This window comes from Streptomyces sp. NBC_00654 (genome assembly GCF_026341775.1).
Lineage (GTDB): Bacteria > Actinomycetota > Actinomycetes > Streptomycetales > Streptomycetaceae > Streptomyces.
This window is the reverse complement of sequence record NZ_JAPEOB010000001.1, coordinates 2,309,659-2,325,261: the sequence shown is the minus strand read 5'-3', so window position 1 is coordinate 2,325,261 and position 15,603 is coordinate 2,309,659. Positions and strand designations below refer to the sequence as shown.

Here is a 15,603-nt window from a genome sequence, read left to right as displayed (position 1 = left end):
TCCTTCTGGTTTTTGCTTACGGTTCAGTCTTCGTCACTGTGCAGCCGCCGTCGAACCGACAGCAGCTCCACCTCGGGACGCGCGGCGATCAGCCGCTCGCACCGGTCCAGTACGTCCGTGAGGTGTCCGGTGTCCCCGGAGACCACGGCAAGGCCGATCTCGGCCCTTCGATGGAGATCCTGCCCGCCGGTCTCCGCCACACTCACCGCGTACTTGCGGTGCAGTTCGGCGACGATCGGACGGACGATGGAGCGTTTCTCCTTCAACGACCGTACGTCGCCGAGGAGCAGATCGAAGGACAGTGTCCCCACATACATGGATGTCCGGATGTCCCGCCGGTTCGGGTTCGGGTGCCCGGGGGCATCCCCCGGGCCGGCACAGCCGCGCCCTGCCCGCACTCGGCAGGGACATCCAGAACCGTACCGGAACGGCCGGGGCCGATCGACGGAAATATGACCCGTCGACCGGCCCCGACCGTTGAGGTACGGATCAGCCGCGCGGCTTCTCGCGCATCTCGTACGTCGCGATGACGTCGTCGATCTTGATGTCGTTGAAGTTTCCGAGGTTGATACCGCCCTCGAAGCCTTCGCGGATCTCGGTGACGTCGTCCTTGAAGCGGCGCAGACCGGAGATGTTGAGGTTCTCCGCGATGACCTTGCCATCGCGCAGCAGGCGCGCCTTGGTGTTGCGCTTGACCTCGCCGGACCGGACCAGCACACCGGCGATGTTGCCCAGCTTGGACGAGCGGAAGATCTCGCGGATCTCCGCCGTACCGAGCTCGACCTCTTCGTACTCCGGCTTGAGCATGCCCTTGAGGGCCGCTTCGATCTCTTCGATCGCCTGGTAGATGACCGAGTAGTACCGGACGTCCACGCCTTCGCGCTCGGCCATCTGCGCGGCACGCCCCGCGGCGCGCACGTTGAAGCCGATCACGATGGCGTCGGAGCCGGTCGCCAGGTCGATGTCCGACTCGGTGACCGCACCCACACCGCGGTGCAGGACCCGGATGTCGACCTCTTCACCGACGTCGAGCTGGAGCAGCGAGGACTCGAGAGCCTCCACCGAACCGGACGCGTCGCCCTTGATGATGAGGTTGAGTTCCTGGACCAGACCGGCCTTGAGCGCCTCGTCCAGGTTCTCCAGGGAGAACCGGACACCCTTGCGGGCGAAGTTGGCGTTGCGCTCACGGGCGGCACGCTTCTCGGCGATCTGACGGGCCGTACGGTCCTCGTCGACGACCAGGAAGTTGTCGCCGGCGCCCGGGACGTTGGTGAGACCCAGCACGAGGACGGGGGTCGAGGGACCCGCTTCCTCGACGTTCTCGCCCTTGTCGTCGAGCATCGCGCGGACTCGGCCGTACGCGTCGCCGACGACCATCGTGTCGCCGACCCGCAGCGTGCCTCGCTGGACCAGGACGGTCGCGACGGCACCGCGGCCGCGGTCGAGGTGGGACTCGATCGCAATACCCTGCGCGTCCTGCTCCGGGTTGGCCCGCAGGTCGAGCGAGGCGTCGGCGGTGAGGACGACGGCCTCCAGCAGTGCCTCGATGTTGAGGCCCTGCTTCGCGGAGATGTCGACGAACATCGTGTCGCCGCCGTACTCCTCGGCCACCAGACCGAACTCGGTGAGCTGACCGCGCACCTTGGTCGGGTCGGCACCCTCGACGTCGATCTTGTTGACCGCGACCACGATCGGCACCTCGGCCGCCTTGGCGTGGTTCAGCGCCTCGATCGTCTGGGGCATCACACCGTCGTTGGCCGCCACCACGAGGATCGCGATGTCGGTCGACTTCGCACCACGTGCACGCATGGCGGTGAACGCCTCGTGACCCGGGGTGTCGATGAAGGTGATCCGGCGGTCCTCGCCGTTGACCTCGGAGGAGACCTGGTACGCACCGATGTGCTGCGTGATGCCGCCGGCCTCGCCCGCGACGACATTCGTCTTGCGGATCGCGTCCAGCAGTCGGGTCTTACCGTGGTCGACGTGACCCATGACGGTCACGACCGGCGGACGGGAGACCAGGGCCTCTTCGCCGCCCTCGTCCTCGCCGAACTCGATGTCGAAGGACTCGAGCAGCTCGCGGTCCTCCTCCTCGGGGCTGACGATCTCCAGGACGTAGTTCATCTCGTCCGCGAGGAGCCGCAGCGTCTCGTCGGAGACGGACTGCGTGGCCGTGACCATCTCGCCGAGGTTCATCATCACGGCGACGAGCGACGCCGGGTTGGCGTTGATCTTCTCCGCGAAGTCGGTGAGGGAGGCACCGCGCGACAGCCGGACAGCCTGTCCGTTGCCGCGAGGCAGCATGACGCCGCCGACCGACGGGGCCTGCATGGCCTCGTACTCCTGGCGCCTCTGCCGCTTCGACTTGCGGCCACGACGCGCCGGACCGCCGGGACGGCCGAACGCACCCTGTGTGCCACCACGGCCACCGGGGCCACCGGGACGGCCACCGAAGCCGGGACGACCGCCGAAGCCGCCGCCACCACCGGGACGACCGGCACCGCCGCCGCCACCCGGACCACCGGGACGGCCGGCGAACCCGCCGCCACCGCCGCCGGGACCGGCCGGACGGCCCGCGAAGCCGCCGCCACCGGGACGACCGCCGCCGCCACCGCCACCACCGGGACGACCGCCGCCACCGCCGGGACCACGGCCACCGCCGGGGCCACCGCCGGGACGCGGACCCGCGGCGGGACGCTGCGGCATCATGCCGGGGTTCGGACGGTTACCCGCGGGGCCACCGCCGGGGCGGGGAGCCTGCGGACGGGGCATGCCGCCCGGAGAGGGACGTGCGCCACCCTGACCCTGGGGGCGCGGGGCGCCGCCGGGACCACTGCCCTGCGGGCGCGGGGCGCCGGGGCGCTCCTGACCGCCACCGGGGCGCGGGGCACCGCCGGGACGGGGCGCCTGGGGGCGCGCCATGCCGGTGGAACCGCCGGAGGTGAAGGGGTTGTTGCCCGGACGGGGACCGGCCGGACGGGCGCCGCCGGGGCGCGGGGCGCCCTGGCCCGCGGGACGCGCGGGGCGGTCGCCGCCACGCTCGCCACCACGGCCGCCGTCACGCTGACCACCGTCGCGGCCGCCGTCACGCTGACCGCCGGCCGGAGCCGGGCGGGAGGCGGGACGCGGGCCGGGGGTGGCGCCTGCGGGACGGGGGACTGCTGCTGCGCGGGCGCGGCCGGCTGGGCCGGAGCCGGTGCCGAGAACTCGGCAGCGGGGACCGGTGTCACCGGGGCGGGCTTGGGCGCGGGCTTCGGGCCCGGACGCGGGCCCGCCGACGGCGCGGAGGGCGCTGCCGGGGCGCTGCTCGCCGGGGTGCTGCTCGCGGGGGCCTCGGCGGCGGCCGGCTTGGGGGCCGGGGCGCCGGGCTTCGGGGCAGCGGGACGTGCCGCGGCGGCCGGGGAGGGCGCTGCGGGCTTTGCGGGCGCGGCCTTGCGGGGCGCGCCGGGCTTGGCAGCGGACTTGCCGGCGTTGCCGCCGGGCCCCTGCAGTGCGTCAGTCAATTTGCGTACAACCGGCGCCTCGATCGTCGAGGACGCCGAACGGACGAATTCACCGAGTTCTTGGAGCTTGGCCATGACGACCTTGCTCTCGACGCCGAACTCCTTGGCGAGTTCGTATACCCGGACCTTAGCCACTTCGCTCCTTTTAGGTCCGGGTTACCGCCGGACCGTCGCTACTTCATGGGCGTACTCATCGCGTACTCATCGAGTGCTCATCGCAATCTCGACCTACTTCCAACTCGCGAGGTACCTGACCGCACGGGGACCCGTGCCGTTCACTTTTCTTGCGGTGTCACCCGCTCGACGAACCGCCGCAGTGCGGCGGAGTCGAACGGCCCCTCGGCCTTGAAGGCCCGGGGGAATGCCCGGCGGCGAACCGCCAGGTCGAGACAGACAGATGCGGGGTGCAGATAAGCACCCCGGCCGGGCAGCGTACCGCGTGGATCAGGGGCGCAGGCGCCCTCGTCCACCACAATGCGCAGCAGCTCGCTCTTGGCCGCTCGCTCCCGGCATCCCACACAGGTTCGCTCGGGGCAAGCGCGGGCTTGCGTCCGGCCAGACACGGTTAAGTCTACCTCCCCGTACCGACCTCACCCCTTTGGGGCAAAAATCGAACGGATGTTGTCGTGATCTCGGCGGCTTGCCACCCAGATCTATTCCTTGGAGCGGCTCCGGGTCAACGCCTTTCCGAGCGCTCCCGGGCCCGCTCGGCCCGCTCGCGGTCCGCGATGTCGCGCTCGGCGTCGGTCTCGGTGTCCGGCCGGATGTCGATGCGCCAGCCGGTGAGACGGGCGGCGAGGCGGGCGTTCTGCCCCTCCTTGCCGATCGCCAGCGACAGCTGGTAGTCCGGGACGGTGACCCGTGCGGACCGGGCGCCGAGGTCCACGACCTCCACCTCGCTCACCCGGGCGGGCGACAGGGCGTTGGCGACCATCTCGGCCGGGTCGTCCGACCAGTCCACGATGTCGATCTTCTCGCCGTGCAGCTCGGCCATGACATTGCGCACACGGCCGCCCATCGGGCCGATGCAGGCGCCCTTGGGGTTGAGGCCGGAACGGGTCGAACGGACCGCGATCTTGGTGCGGTGACCGGCCTCGCGGGCGATCGCGCAGATCTCGACGGAACCGTCGGCGATCTCCGGGACCTCCAGCGCGAAGAGCTTCTTCACGAGGTTGGGGTGGGTGCGCGAGAGCGTCACGGACGGACCGCGCACACCCTTGGCGACGCGCACGACGTAGGTGCGCAGGCGCAGGCCGTGGGTGTACTCCTCGCCGGGCACCTGCTCCTGGACCGGCAGGATCGCCTCCAGCTTGCCGATGTCGACCAGGACGTTCTTCGGGTCCTTGCCCTGCTGGACGACGCCGGTGACGACATCGCCCTCGTGGCCCGCGTACTCGCCGAAGGTCTTGTCGTCCTCCGCGTCACGCAGCCGCTGCATGATGACCTGCTTGGCGGTGGACGCGGCGATGCGGCCGAAGTCGGACGGGGTGTCGTCGAACTCCTTGGGCTCCTGGCCCTCTTCGAGATCGGCCGGGTCCTCCTTCGCCCATACCGTGACATGGCCGGACTCGTCCAGCTTCACCCGTGCGCGGCGGTGGCTGTGCGGGGTGTGGTGGTACGCGATGAGGAGGGCCGATTCGATCGCTCCGACGAGCACCTCGAAGGGGATCTCCTTGCTCTGCGCCAAGCCCTTCAGAAGCTTCACATCGATGTCCACGGCTACGCCTCCTCTTCCTTCTTGTCCTTGCGGTTGAATTCGATCTCCACGCGCGCCTTGGCGATGTCGGCGAAGGCGACCCGGCGGGACGTGGGCTTCCGGCCCTTGACGCCCGGCACTTCGAGGTCGAGCCCCTCCTCGTCGACGGCCAGGATGCGCGCGACCAGCTCGTCCTGGTCCGGGCCCGCGGTCAGCCGGAACCTGGCGAGCCTGCCGGTGGCGCGTACGTAGTGGCGGTGCTCGGTCAGCGGGCGGTCGGCGCCCGGCGAGCTCACTTCCAGGACGTACTCGTCCTCGCCCATCACGTCGGTCTCATCGAGCTTCTCGGAGATCTCGCGGCTCAGCTCGGCACAGGTGTCGAGCTCCACGCCCTCTTCGGAATCCACGATGATCCGCAGCACACGACGCCGGCCTGCCCGGGAAAGCTCGATCTCCTCGAGATCCAGCTGCTTCGCGGCGGCGAGCGGTTCCAGCAGTCCGCGCAGCCTCTCGCTCTGGGTGGTGCTCATCCGGGTGACTCCTCGGCCGCGTGTGCTGTTGTGGGGATCGTCGTGCGTCAGGTCAAAGGGTATCCGGTCCCGAGGGGTGTTGCCGTCCGCCTGCCCCCGCTCCCGCAGGTACGCTCGCCTGCGGTGATCACTTCAGGACAGATCCGGTCAGGACCGGTCCAGACTCGAAGGAGAAAAGTGCGGCGCACGGGGACGACGCGCAGGGGGGCGCTCACGGCGACGGGCGCTCTGGCGATGGGCGCTGTGCTGGCCGGCTGCGGTGGCGACGGCGGGACCGGGGGCCGCGGGGGCACCGCGCACACCGGCGCACAGGCCGCCGCGGTCCGGGCCGACCGGACGCTGCGGGCCGCTGCCGCGCGGACCGGTGCCGGGCTGCTCGCCCGGTACGAAGCGGTCGGAGAGGCCCATCCGGCGACCGCGGCGGGGCTCGCTCCCCTGCGGGCGGCGACGGAGGAACATCTGAAGGCCCTCTCGGCGGGCGCCGGGAAGAAGCAGTCGCTCTCCTTCGTCAGGATGCCCCCGGTGGCCGACGCGAGGACCGCGGTGAAGGAGCTGGCCGCGGCGGAACGGCGGGCCGCCGACGCCCACGCCAAGGCCCTGCTGACGGCCGGACCGGAGCTGGCCCGGCTGCTGGCATCCATCGCGGCGGCGTCCGCGGCGCACGCGTACCTGCTGACCGAACTGGCCAAGGAGACGTCATGAGCACGCAGGCCGGGAAGCCGGACGGGCCCGTCCCCGCCCTGACCGCCGCACTGGCGGCGCTGGCCGCCGAGCACGCCGCGGTCTACGGCTACGGGGTGGTGGGCGGCCGGGTCGCCCGCGAGCGCCGCGACGAGGCCACCGCGGCGTACGACGGCCACCGGGCCCGCCGGGACGCGCTGGTGCGCACCGTGCGTGACCTGGGCGGTGCGCCGGTCGCGGCCGCCGCCGCGTACGCTCTGCCGTTCGCGGTGACCGACCCGGCGGCCGCGGTGCGGCTCGCCGCGGTGCTGGAGGACCGGGTCGCCGGCGTCTACTCCGATCTCGTGCGCGCCGCCGAGGGGGAGCTGCGCCGGGAGGCGGCGGGAGCCCTGCGCGAGGCCGCCGTGCGTGCGGTGCGCTGGCGGGGCAGCGGCGTAGCCTTTCCTGGGCTTGCCGAGCGGGCCGCCGGCCGCGAACCCGTGGCGACGGCGCCCGTGGAGGCCGCCGGGGCGGACGGGACGCACTGACAGAAGGCTCTGAAAGGGAACAAAAGGCGTATGGGTTTCGAACCGCCGCAGCGTCTGGTGCGAGCGCTCGGCGAGACGTACGGCGAAGCCGCCGCCGCCGACTGGCTCGGGCAGCGGCTCCCCGCACTCACCGCGGAGGCACTGACCGGCGACGGGCGGGATCTGTCCGTCGAACGGGTGGTCGCCCCCGGCGGGCGCAGCAGTCTGGTCCTGCTGGTGCAGCGGCCCGACGGAACCCCGGCCGCGCTGAAGATCGCCCCGCCCTGCGCCGGGCCCGCACAGGAGCGGGCGGCGCTGGCGCACTGGGACGGCTGGGGCGCGGTACGGCTCCTGGACCTTCCGGGCGCCGGGGCGGACCCGGCCGGCGGGCTGCTGCTGGAGCGGCTGCACCACGAGGTGTCGCTGCGTTCGCTGCCGGAGGCGAAGGCCCTGTTGGAGGCGGCGGGCACGGTGCGGCGGCTGTGGGTCGAACCGCCCGCCGGGCATCCTTTCGAGACGGTCACCGAGCGGACCGCACGTCAGGCCGGGCCGATGCGCGACGCCGCCGAGGCGGACCCGGTACTGGCCTCGCTCGTCTCCGCGGCGCTGGCCGCCCGCGCGGAGCTGGTCGCCCACTCCCCCGAACTCCTGCTGCTGCACGGTAACTTCCGCCAGAGCAAGGTGCTCTCCGGTGAGCGCGCGCCCTGGCTGACGGTGGGTCCCGAACCGCTCGTGGGTGAGCGGGCCTACGACCTGGCGCGGCTGGTCCGTGACCGGGTGGAGGACCTGATCGCCTCGCCCGGCGGCCCCGTGACGGCACGCCGGCGGGTCAAGAAGCTCGCGGAGTCGCTGGATGTGGCACAGGAGCGGCTGCACGGCTGGACGTTGTTCCGGGCGGTGGAGTCGGGTATCCGGGCGCTGGCCGAGGGGCGGCGGCAGACGGGTGAGCTGACGCTGGAGTTCGCGGGCTGGCTGTGAGGGCGCGCCCGTGATCCCCGGCGGGTGGCGCTGATCCCCGGCGGGTGGCGCTGATCCCCGGCGGGCGCCGCGACAGGACATCCCGGACACCCCGCGCACCCGCCGACGCGAGAAGGCCCCCGCAGCACCTGCCGGTGCGCGGGGGCCTCGTCGTAGGTGCGGACGGATCAGCCCAGGTCGGCGGTGATGCGCGCGATGGCCTCGTCGACGGTGAGCTCCTCGCGCTCGCCGGTGCGCCGGTCCTTCAGCTCGACGACGCCCTCGGCGGAGCGGCGTCCCGCGACCAGGATCGTCGGTACGCCGATGAGCTCGGAGTCGGTGAACTTCACGCCGGGCGAGATACCCGCGCGGTCGTCGACCAGGACCCGGACCCCGGCGGCGCCGAGCTTCTCGGAGACCTCCAGGGCCAGCTCGGTCTGGAGCGCCTTGCCCGCCGCGACCACGTGGACATCGGCCGGGGCGATCTCGCGGGGCCAGCACAGGCCCTTGTCGTCGGCGGTCTGCTCGGCGAGTGCGGCCACGGCGCGGGAGACGCCGATGCCGTACGAGCCCATCGTGACCCGGACGGGCTTGCCCTGCTGGCCGAGGACGTCGAGGGAGAAGATGTCGGCGTACTTGCGGCCGAGCTGGAAGATGTGGCCGATCTCGATGGCACGGTCCACCTGGAGGCCGGCGCCGCAGTTGGGGCAGGGGTCGCCCGCCTCGACGACGACGACGTCGAGGTACTGGTCGACCTCGAAGTCGCGGCCCGCGACGACGTTCTCCGCGTGCTTGCCCTCCTTGTTGGCACCCGTGATCCAGGCGGTGCCGGCGGCGACACGGGGGTCGGCGATGTAGCGGACCTTCTCCAGGCCCTGCGGGCCGACGTAGCCGCGGACCAGCTCGGGGCGGCCCACGAAGTCCTCGGCGGTGACCAGCTCGACGACGGCGGGGGCGAGGTGCTCGCCGAGCTTGCCGAGGTCGACCTCACGGTCGCCGGGCACGCCCACGGCCACGATCTCGCCGTCGACCTTGACCAGGAGGTTCTTCAGGGTGGCGGACGCCGGGACGCCGAGGTGGGCGGCGAGGGTCTCGATGGTCGGGGTGTCGGGGGTGTCCAGCTCCTCGACGGGGCCGGTCGCGGAGCCGTCCACCGGGGTGGCCCGGAAGGTCACGGCCTCGGTGTTGGCGGCGTAGTCGCAGTTCGGACAGTCGACGAAGGTGTCCTCGCCGGCGGGCGCGGGAGCCAGGAACTCCTCGGAGGCGGAGCCGCCCATGGCGCCGGAGACGGCGGAGACGATCCGGTGGTCGAGGCCGAGGCGCTCGAAGATCCGGATGTAGGCGCCGCGGTGCAGCCGGTACGCCTCCGACAGGCCCTCGTCGGTGGTGTCGAAGGAGTACGAGTCCTTCATCTGGAACTCGCGGCCGCGCAGCACACCGGCGCGGGGACGGGCCTCGTCGCGGTACTTGGTCTGGATCTGGTAGAGGATCACGGGCAGGTCCTTGTAGGACGAGCACATGTCCTTGACGACCTGGGTGAAGATCTCCTCGTGCGTGGGGCCGAGGAGGTAGTCGGCGCCCTTGCGGTCCTTGAGCCTGAAGAGCAGGTCGCCGTACTCCTCGTACCGGCCGCTCGCCTCGTACGCCTCCTTGGGCAGCAGCGCGGGAAGCAGGACCTCCTGGCCGCCGATGGCGTCCATCTCCTCGCGGACGACGCGGGTGATGTTGTCCAGGACCTTCTTGCCGAGCGGCAGCCAGGACCAGATGCCGGCGGCCGTGCGGCGTACGTATCCGGCCCGGACGAGCAGCTTGTGGTTGAGCGTCTCGGCGTCCGCCGGGTCGTCGCGCAGTGTCTTGATCATCAATCGGGACATGCGCTGGACCTGGGCCATGATGAACTCCTGCTCGCAAGGGTGGTGTGGCCGAGGTTAACCGGGCGGCCCGTGCGGGCGGAAATCGATTCAGCCGGAACGGCGGAGCGGCAGCGGTGCGCCCATGACCGCGTACGGCAGCGGGGCGCTCGGGAAGACCACCTGCCGGGCCAGGTCCTGGTAGCCCAGCGCGCGGTACAGGCCGCGTGCCGGGCTCTCCCTGTCGATGGCGGAGAGGATCGAGCGGGGGTGGTCCACGGCGTCCGTGACGGTGGTGATCAGGGCACGTCCGATGCCGCGCTGCTGGTAGTCCGGGTGGACATGGAGCTCGGTGATGACGAACGAGTCGTCCAGCCAGCCGTCGGAGCCGGTCGCCCGCAGATAGGGCTCGACGACGGTGGACCACCAGTGGGCGCGGTCGTTCGGCAGGCCGTAGACGAACCCGACGAGCCGCCCGGTGGGCGTGGTGGCGCCCAGCGCCCGTGCGAAGGGATGGTCGAGGTGTCTGAGGACGATGTGGCGGCGCACATCGATCTCGTCCTGGCTGAGTCCGAAGGCGACGGCCTGGACGAGCAGGGCTTCGTCGACCCGTGCGGCCAGGTCGAGCGGGCCGATCACGATGCCGGGGGTCCGGGGGCCGTTCCCGGGAACTGCTGCTGCCATGCGCGAACCCTACTGTCCGTACCGCACGGCCAGAACAGCCCGCCGCGGGCCGCTCGCGGCGGCACGCGTGCGTCCGGCCGGACGGGCACGCTCCGCCACGGTCAGAACAGCACGCTCATGAAGGCGCCGACCTCACGGAAGCCGACGCGGGCGTACGCCTTGCGCGCGGGGGTGTTGTAGTCGTTCACGTACAGGCTGACGACCGGTGCCACATCGGCCAGCGCATGGGCCAGGACGGCCGCCATGCCCGTCTCGGAGAGCCCGCGGCCGCGGAACTCGGGGGCGACCCAGACGCCCTGGATCTGGCAGGCCAGGGAGGTGGCGGCGCCGATCTCCGCCTTGAAGAGGACCTTGCCGTCCTCGATACGGGCGAAGGAACGGCCGGTGCTGATGAGTTCGGCGACGCGGGCCTGGTAGAGGAGTCCGCCGTCGCCCGCCAGCGGGGAGACGCCGACCTCCTCGGTGAACATCGCCACGCAGGCCGGCATCAGGACGTCCATCTCGTCCTTGCGGACGCGGCGTACGAGCGGGTCGGGCGGCACCTCGGCGGACAGGCTCTCGGTGACCATGAGCGGCTGGTTGGCCCGGACCTCGCGGGCGGGGCCCCAGCTCGGTTCCAGCAGGCGCCACAGCCGGGCGGTGGGTTCGGCGGGGCCGACGATCGAGGAACAGCGGCGGCCGGCCCTGCGGGCCCGGTCGGCGAAGGCCCGGACCGCTTCGGGTCCGGCGCAGATGGGGACGAGGTTGGCGCCGGAGTAGCAGAGCGAGCGCAGCCTGCCGTCGGCGTACCAGCCCCACATCTCCCCGCCGAGCCGCCATGGGTCGAGCCCCGCGACCTGCACGCGGGACGTCACAAAGGCGTTGGCCACGGGCTCGCTCTCCAGGATGGCGAGCGCTGCGCCGAGGTCGCTGGGTTCGAGGACCCGGGTGGTGGTCTGCGTCAACACGAGGGGGCCTCACCATACGGTCTGCTGATTTCCGCACTGTACCGAACAAGGCTGTCGGGCGCCGCCCGCGGACCGGTCCGCTGCCTGGCGGGGCACCCCCGGCGGTCCGGCACGGCACGGCCGCGCCCCGCCGGACACGGGGTCCGGCGGGGCGCGGTCGGGAAGGGCGGGGGCGGGTCAGCTGATGGAGACCTCGGGTTCGCCGGACGGGATGCCGTCCTTCTCCATCTGCTCGGCGATCTTCATCGCCTCTTCGATGAGCGTCTCGACGATCTTCGACTCCGGCACGGTCTTGATGACCTCGCCCTTCACGAAGATCTGGCCCTTGCCGTTGCCGGAGGCGACACCGAGGTCCGCCTCACGGGCCTCACCGGGACCGTTGACGACGCAGCCCATCACGGCGACCCGCAGCGGGACCTCCATGCCTTCGAGGCCCGCGCTGACCTGGTCCGCCAGCTTGTAGACATCCACCTGCGCCCGGCCGCACGAGGGGCACGAGACGATCTCCAGCCGACGCTGCTTGAGGTTCAGCGCTTCGAGGATCTGCAGGCCGACCTTGACCTCCTCGACGGGCGGTGCCGACAGGGACACCCGGATCGTGTCGCCGATGCCCTCGGAGAGCAGCGCGCCGAAGGCGACGGCCGACTTGATCGTGCCCTGGAACGCGGGACCCGCCTCCGTCACACCCAGGTGCAGCGGGTAGTCACTCCGCGCGGCCAGCTGACGGTAGGCGTTCACCATCACGACCGGGTCGTTGTGCTTCACCGAGATCTTGATGTCGCCGAAGCCGTGCTCCTCGAAGAGGGACGCCTCCCACAGCGCCGACTCGACGAGGGCCTCCGGGGTGGCCTTGCCGTACTTCTTCAGCAGCCGCGCGTCCAGCGAGCCCGCGTTCACGCCGATCCGGATCGGCGTACCGGCGTCACCGGCCGCCTTCGCGATCTCCTTGACCTTGTCGTCGAACTGCTTGATGTTGCCCGGGTTCACCCGGACCGCCGCGCAGCCCGCGTCGATCGCCGCGAAGACGTACTTGGGCTGGAAGTGGATGTCCGCGATCACCGGGATCTGCGACTTGGCGGCGATGGTCGCCAGCGCGTCGGCGTCGTCCTGGGTCGGGCACGCGACCCGTACGATCTGACAGCCCGACGCCGTCAGCTCGGCGATCTGCTGCAGCGTGGCCCCGATGTCCGACGTACGCGTCGTCGTCATCGACTGCACGGAGACGGGAGCGTCCCCGCCGACCGCGACCGAGCCGACCTGGATCTTCCGGCTGGCCCTCCGGTCGGCGAGCTTGGTCGGAACGGCCGGCATTCCGAGAGAAATCGCAGTCATGCGCTGAGCATCCCCAAGGTGTGGATCAAGGTGCGGATCAAGGTGGTTCAGGGTGGTTCACGGTGCCGGGATCGACGGGCTCCGGCTTTCGAGGTTACGGCACGGGAGCGGTGACGGACGCATCACGCCGCCCGAGCGAGCCGGTGGTGGGCCGCCGGACACCACGTGTGTGTCCGGCGTCCACCTGTGGGGCCGCCGGGGCGGCTGTGGCGGTCAGGAGATCTTGACCGGGTTCACGATGTCGGCGACCAGGACGAGCAGGGTGAAGCAGATGAAGATCCCGGCGACGACATAGGCGACCGGCATCAGCCTCGCCACGTCGAACGGACCCGGGTCGGGACGCCTGAAGACCTTGGCCAGATTGCGGCGCAGGGCCTCCCAGAGCGCCCCCGCGATGTGCCCGCCGTCGAGCGGGAGCAGCGGGAGCATGTTGAACAGGAACAGTGAGAGGTTGAAGCCGGCCAGCAGGAACAGCATCATCGCCATCTGGTTCTGCGCCGGAACGTCCAGCGTCATCACCTCGCCGCCGATCCTGGCGGCACCGACCACCCCGACCGGGGAGTCGTCGGCGCGCGGGCCGTCGCCGAACGCCGCGTCCCACAGGTCCGGGATCTTGGAGGGCAGGGCGATGATCGAGTCGACGCCGTTCTCCAGCATGTCGCCCATGCGCACCACGGACTCGCCGAAGGTGAGCGGCACGATCTCGGTCTGCGCGGCGAAGCCGAGGTAGCCCGCCTTGATGTACTGGTCGGGCACCACCTCGCCGTTGGAGTCCTTCTTCGTCACGGCGTTCTCGCGCAGCACGGCGTGCAGCGTCACTTCCTGGCCGTCGCGCTGCACGGTCAGGGTGGCGGGGCCGATGGTCCCGCGGATGCGGTCGGAGAGCGTCGCCCAGTCGTCGATCCGCTGTCCGTCGAAGGCGACGATCCGGTCGCCCTTCTGGAGTCCGGCGGCCTGGGCCGGTGAGACGGGGTCGGACTTCTTGCAGGTGTCGCGCTCCTCGCTCTGCGAGATCACGCACTTCTGGACGCCGGCCACCTCGGTGGTCTGGGTCTGGAAGCCGAAGCTCATCGCCACGCCGATGAAGATCACGACGGCCAGGACCAGGTTCATGAACGGTCCGGCGAACATCACGATGACGCGCTTCCACGGCTTGCGCGTGTAGAAGAGCCGCGTCTCGTCGCCCGGCTCCAGCTCCTCGTAGGCGGCGGATCTGGCGTCCTCGATCATGCCGCGCCAGGGCGAGGTGGAGCGCGCTTCGATCCGGCCGTCCGCTCCGGGCGGGAACATGCCGATCATGCGGATGTAGCCGCCCGCCGGGATGGCCTTGATGCCGTACTCGGTGTCGCCCTTCTTGCGCGACCAGAGGGTCGGGCCGAAGCCGACCATGTACTGCGGCACCCTGATGCCGAAGAGTTTGGCGGTCGAGAGGTGGCCCAGCTCGTGCCAGGCGATCGAGAACAACAGCCCCACGGCGAAGATGACGATCCCCAGGATCGTCAACAGGATCGTGGTCAGACTCATGCGCGCGCCTCCGCTGTCGCTTTCGCCGAGAGTTCCCGGGACCGGGCACGGGCCCAGGTCTCCGCATCGAGGACGTCCGCGACCGTCAGCGAAGTTCCCGGGGCGGGGGTGCCGTGTTCGGTCACCACCTCGGTGACCGTATCCATGATTCCGTTGAACGGCAGCCGTCCCGCGAGGAACGCGTCCACGCACTCCTCGTTCGCGGCGTTGAACACGGCGGGCGCGGTGCCGCCGAGCGTGCCGACGTGCCTGGCGAGTCCGACGGACGGGAACGCCTCGTTGTCCAGGGGGTAGAACTCCCAGCTGGAGGCCTTCGTCCAGTCGAAGGCGGGTGCGGCGTCCGGGACGCGCAGGGGCCAGCCGAGGCCGATGGCGATCGGGCCGCGCATGTCCGGCGGGGTGGCCTGGGCGAGCGTGGAGCCGTCGGTGAACTCCACCATGGAATGCACGTACGACTGGGGATGGACCACGACCTCGATCCGGTCGAACGGAATGTCGTAGAGGAGATGCGCCTCGATGACTTCCAGTCCCTTGTTGACGAGGGTCGCCGAGTTGATCGTGATGACCGGGCCCATGGCCCAGGTCGGGTGGGCGAGGGCCTGCTCCCGGGTGACATCGGCCAGGTCGCTCCTCGTCCGGCCGCGGAAGGGACCGCCGGAGGCCGTGACGACGAGCTTGCGGACATCGGCGCGGGTCCCGGCGGCGAGTGCCTGGAAGAGCGCGGCGTGCTCGGAGTCGACCGGGATGATCTGGCCCGGGGCGGCGAGTGCCTTCACCAGCGGGCCGCCGACGATCAGCGACTCCTTGTTGGCGAGGGCGAGCGTGCGGCCCGCCTCCAGTGCGGCGAGGGTCGGGGCCAGCCCGATGGAGCCGGTGATCCCGTTCAGCACGGTGTGGCAGTCGCTCGCGGCGAGGTGGGTGGCCGCGTCGGGTCCGGCCAGGATCTCGGGGAGCGGCTCCCCGGCTCCGTACCGCTCCCGCAACGCCTCGCGCAGGGCGGGGACCGCGTCCTCGGCGGCGACCGCCACCGTGGCCACCCGGAGTGTGTGTGCCTGCTCGGCGAGGAGGGCGACCCGGCCGCCCGCGGCCGAGAGCGCGGTGACCCGGAAGCGGTCGGGGTTGCGCAGCACCAGGTCGATGGCCTGGGTGCCGATGGACCCGGTGGAGCCGAGGATCACGAGATCCCGGCGTCCTTCTGCGGCGTCGAAGACGAGATGCGGGTCGGCGAGGGGGGCAGGGCTGTCGCTCATGCCCCCCATTGTTGCCGCATCGCCTGTGCGCGTGGACAGGGCGTCCCCGTCGGCCCTCGCGCGGCGCGGGTTTTCCCGGTCCGGGTCGTTCTCAGGTCTGATGCGGTCTCCTGCTTCCGTCCGACCCCGGGCGCCCGCGGAAC

The 15,603-nt window shown here is 71.4% G+C and carries 13 protein-coding genes and 1 pseudogene; 3 read left to right on the top strand and 11 right to left on the bottom strand.

What is annotated here, in order from left to right; genetic code table 11:
• Window positions 1-23: 23 nt before the first annotated feature.
• The 5 genes and pseudogenes from OHA98_RS10135 to rimP form a co-directional block, all read right to left on the bottom strand.
• Window positions 24-317: a DUF503 domain-containing protein gene (locus tag OHA98_RS10135; protein WP_266924426.1), complete on the bottom strand. Its 294-nt coding sequence runs from the start codon at window positions 315-317 to the stop codon at window positions 24-26.
• Between the two features lie 172 nt (window positions 318-489).
• Window positions 490-3,638, bottom strand: a pseudogene (infB, locus tag OHA98_RS10130) (translation initiation factor IF-2).
• 140 nt (window positions 3,639-3,778) lie between these two features.
• Complete coding sequence (locus tag OHA98_RS10125; protein WP_266924424.1) at window positions 3,779-4,066, bottom strand: YlxR family protein; 288 nt, start codon at window positions 4,064-4,066, stop codon at window positions 3,779-3,781.
• A gap of 113 nt (window positions 4,067-4,179) precedes the next feature.
• A complete protein-coding gene (gene nusA, locus OHA98_RS10120) occupies window positions 4,180-5,220 on the bottom strand; it encodes a transcription termination factor NusA (RefSeq protein ID WP_266924422.1) in 1,041 nt (346 codons plus the stop codon).
• Between the two features lie 2 nt (window positions 5,221-5,222).
• Window positions 5,223-5,729, bottom strand: coding sequence for a ribosome maturation factor RimP (gene rimP / locus OHA98_RS10115; protein WP_266924420.1), 507 nt, complete (start codon window positions 5,727-5,729; stop codon window positions 5,223-5,225).
• 177 nt (window positions 5,730-5,906) lie between these two features.
• Here rimP and OHA98_RS10110 point away from each other — a divergent pair, with 177 nt between their 5' ends.
• From OHA98_RS10110 to OHA98_RS10100, 3 genes are read left to right on the top strand one after another with little or no spacing between them, the layout of a single operon-like run.
• On the top strand, window positions 5,907-6,431 hold the full coding sequence (locus OHA98_RS10110; RefSeq protein ID WP_266924418.1) for a hypothetical protein: 525 nt from the start codon (window positions 5,907-5,909) through the stop codon (window positions 6,429-6,431).
• A complete protein-coding gene (locus OHA98_RS10105) occupies window positions 6,428-6,937 on the top strand; it encodes a ferritin-like domain-containing protein (protein WP_266924416.1) in 510 nt (169 codons plus the stop codon). Before OHA98_RS10110 ends, OHA98_RS10105 begins: the two co-directional genes overlap by 4 nt.
• Before the next feature lie 30 nt (window positions 6,938-6,967).
• Complete coding sequence (locus tag OHA98_RS10100; RefSeq protein ID WP_266924414.1) at window positions 6,968-7,894, top strand: aminoglycoside phosphotransferase family protein; 927 nt, start codon at window positions 6,968-6,970, stop codon at window positions 7,892-7,894.
• Between the two features lie 167 nt (window positions 7,895-8,061).
• Here the strand turns inward: OHA98_RS10100 and OHA98_RS10095 are convergent, their stop codons facing one another.
• The 6 genes from OHA98_RS10095 to dxr all read right to left on the bottom strand — a co-directional run bounded on the left by OHA98_RS10095 (window position 8,062) and on the right by dxr (window position 15,460).
• On the bottom strand, window positions 8,062-9,765 hold the full coding sequence (locus tag OHA98_RS10095) for a proline--tRNA ligase (RefSeq protein WP_266924412.1): 1,704 nt from the start codon (window positions 9,763-9,765) through the stop codon (window positions 8,062-8,064).
• Window positions 9,766-9,834: 69 nt separating this feature from the next.
• Window positions 9,835-10,407: a GNAT family N-acetyltransferase gene (locus OHA98_RS10090; RefSeq protein WP_266924410.1), complete on the bottom strand. Its 573-nt coding sequence runs from the start codon at window positions 10,405-10,407 to the stop codon at window positions 9,835-9,837.
• A gap of 101 nt (window positions 10,408-10,508) precedes the next feature.
• Window positions 10,509-11,354, bottom strand: a complete 846-nt coding sequence (locus tag OHA98_RS10085) for a GNAT family N-acetyltransferase (protein WP_266924409.1) — start codon at window positions 11,352-11,354, stop codon at window positions 10,509-10,511.
• A 177-nt stretch (window positions 11,355-11,531) separates the two neighbouring features.
• The gene (ispG, locus tag OHA98_RS10080; protein ID WP_266924407.1) at window positions 11,532-12,686 is read right to left on the bottom strand and encodes a flavodoxin-dependent (E)-4-hydroxy-3-methylbut-2-enyl-diphosphate synthase; all 1,155 of its coding nucleotides are present in this window, start codon (window positions 12,684-12,686) and stop codon (window positions 11,532-11,534) included.
• 213 nt (window positions 12,687-12,899) lie between these two features.
• On the bottom strand, window positions 12,900-14,210 hold the full coding sequence (locus tag OHA98_RS10075; RefSeq protein ID WP_266924405.1) for an RIP metalloprotease: 1,311 nt from the start codon (window positions 14,208-14,210) through the stop codon (window positions 12,900-12,902).
• Window positions 14,207-15,460 (bottom strand): 1-deoxy-D-xylulose-5-phosphate reductoisomerase, encoded by a 1,254-nt coding sequence (gene dxr / locus OHA98_RS10070; RefSeq protein WP_266924403.1) that lies wholly within the window; start codon window positions 15,458-15,460, stop codon window positions 14,207-14,209. Before dxr ends, OHA98_RS10075 begins: the two co-directional genes overlap by 4 nt.
• Window positions 15,461-15,603 lie beyond the last annotated feature (143 nt).

Excerpts from the sequence above, each read along its gene's own strand:
- OHA98_RS10135 (WP_266924426.1), bottom strand. The coding sequence starts at position 317 with ATGTATGTGGGGACACTGTCCTTCGATCTGCTCCTCGGCGACGTACGG.
- rimP (WP_266924420.1), bottom strand. The coding sequence starts at position 5,729 with ATGAGCACCACCCAGAGCGAGAGGCTGCGCGGACTGCTGGAACCGCTC.
- OHA98_RS10105 (WP_266924416.1), top strand. The coding sequence starts at position 6,428 with ATGAGCACGCAGGCCGGGAAGCCGGACGGGCCCGTCCCCGCCCTGACC.
- OHA98_RS10100 (WP_266924414.1), top strand. The coding sequence starts at position 6,968 with ATGGGTTTCGAACCGCCGCAGCGTCTGGTGCGAGCGCTCGGCGAGACG.
- OHA98_RS10095 (WP_266924412.1), bottom strand. The coding sequence starts at position 9,765 with ATGGCCCAGGTCCAGCGCATGTCCCGATTGATGATCAAGACACTGCGC.
- OHA98_RS10090 (WP_266924410.1), bottom strand. The coding sequence starts at position 10,407 with ATGGCAGCAGCAGTTCCCGGGAACGGCCCCCGGACCCCCGGCATCGTG.
- ispG (WP_266924407.1), bottom strand. The coding sequence starts at position 12,686 with ATGACTGCGATTTCTCTCGGAATGCCGGCCGTTCCGACCAAGCTCGCC.
- OHA98_RS10075 (WP_266924405.1), bottom strand. The coding sequence starts at position 14,210 with ATGAGTCTGACCACGATCCTGTTGACGATCCTGGGGATCGTCATCTTC.
- dxr (WP_266924403.1), bottom strand. The coding sequence starts at position 15,460 with ATGAGCGACAGCCCTGCCCCCCTCGCCGACCCGCATCTCGTCTTCGAC.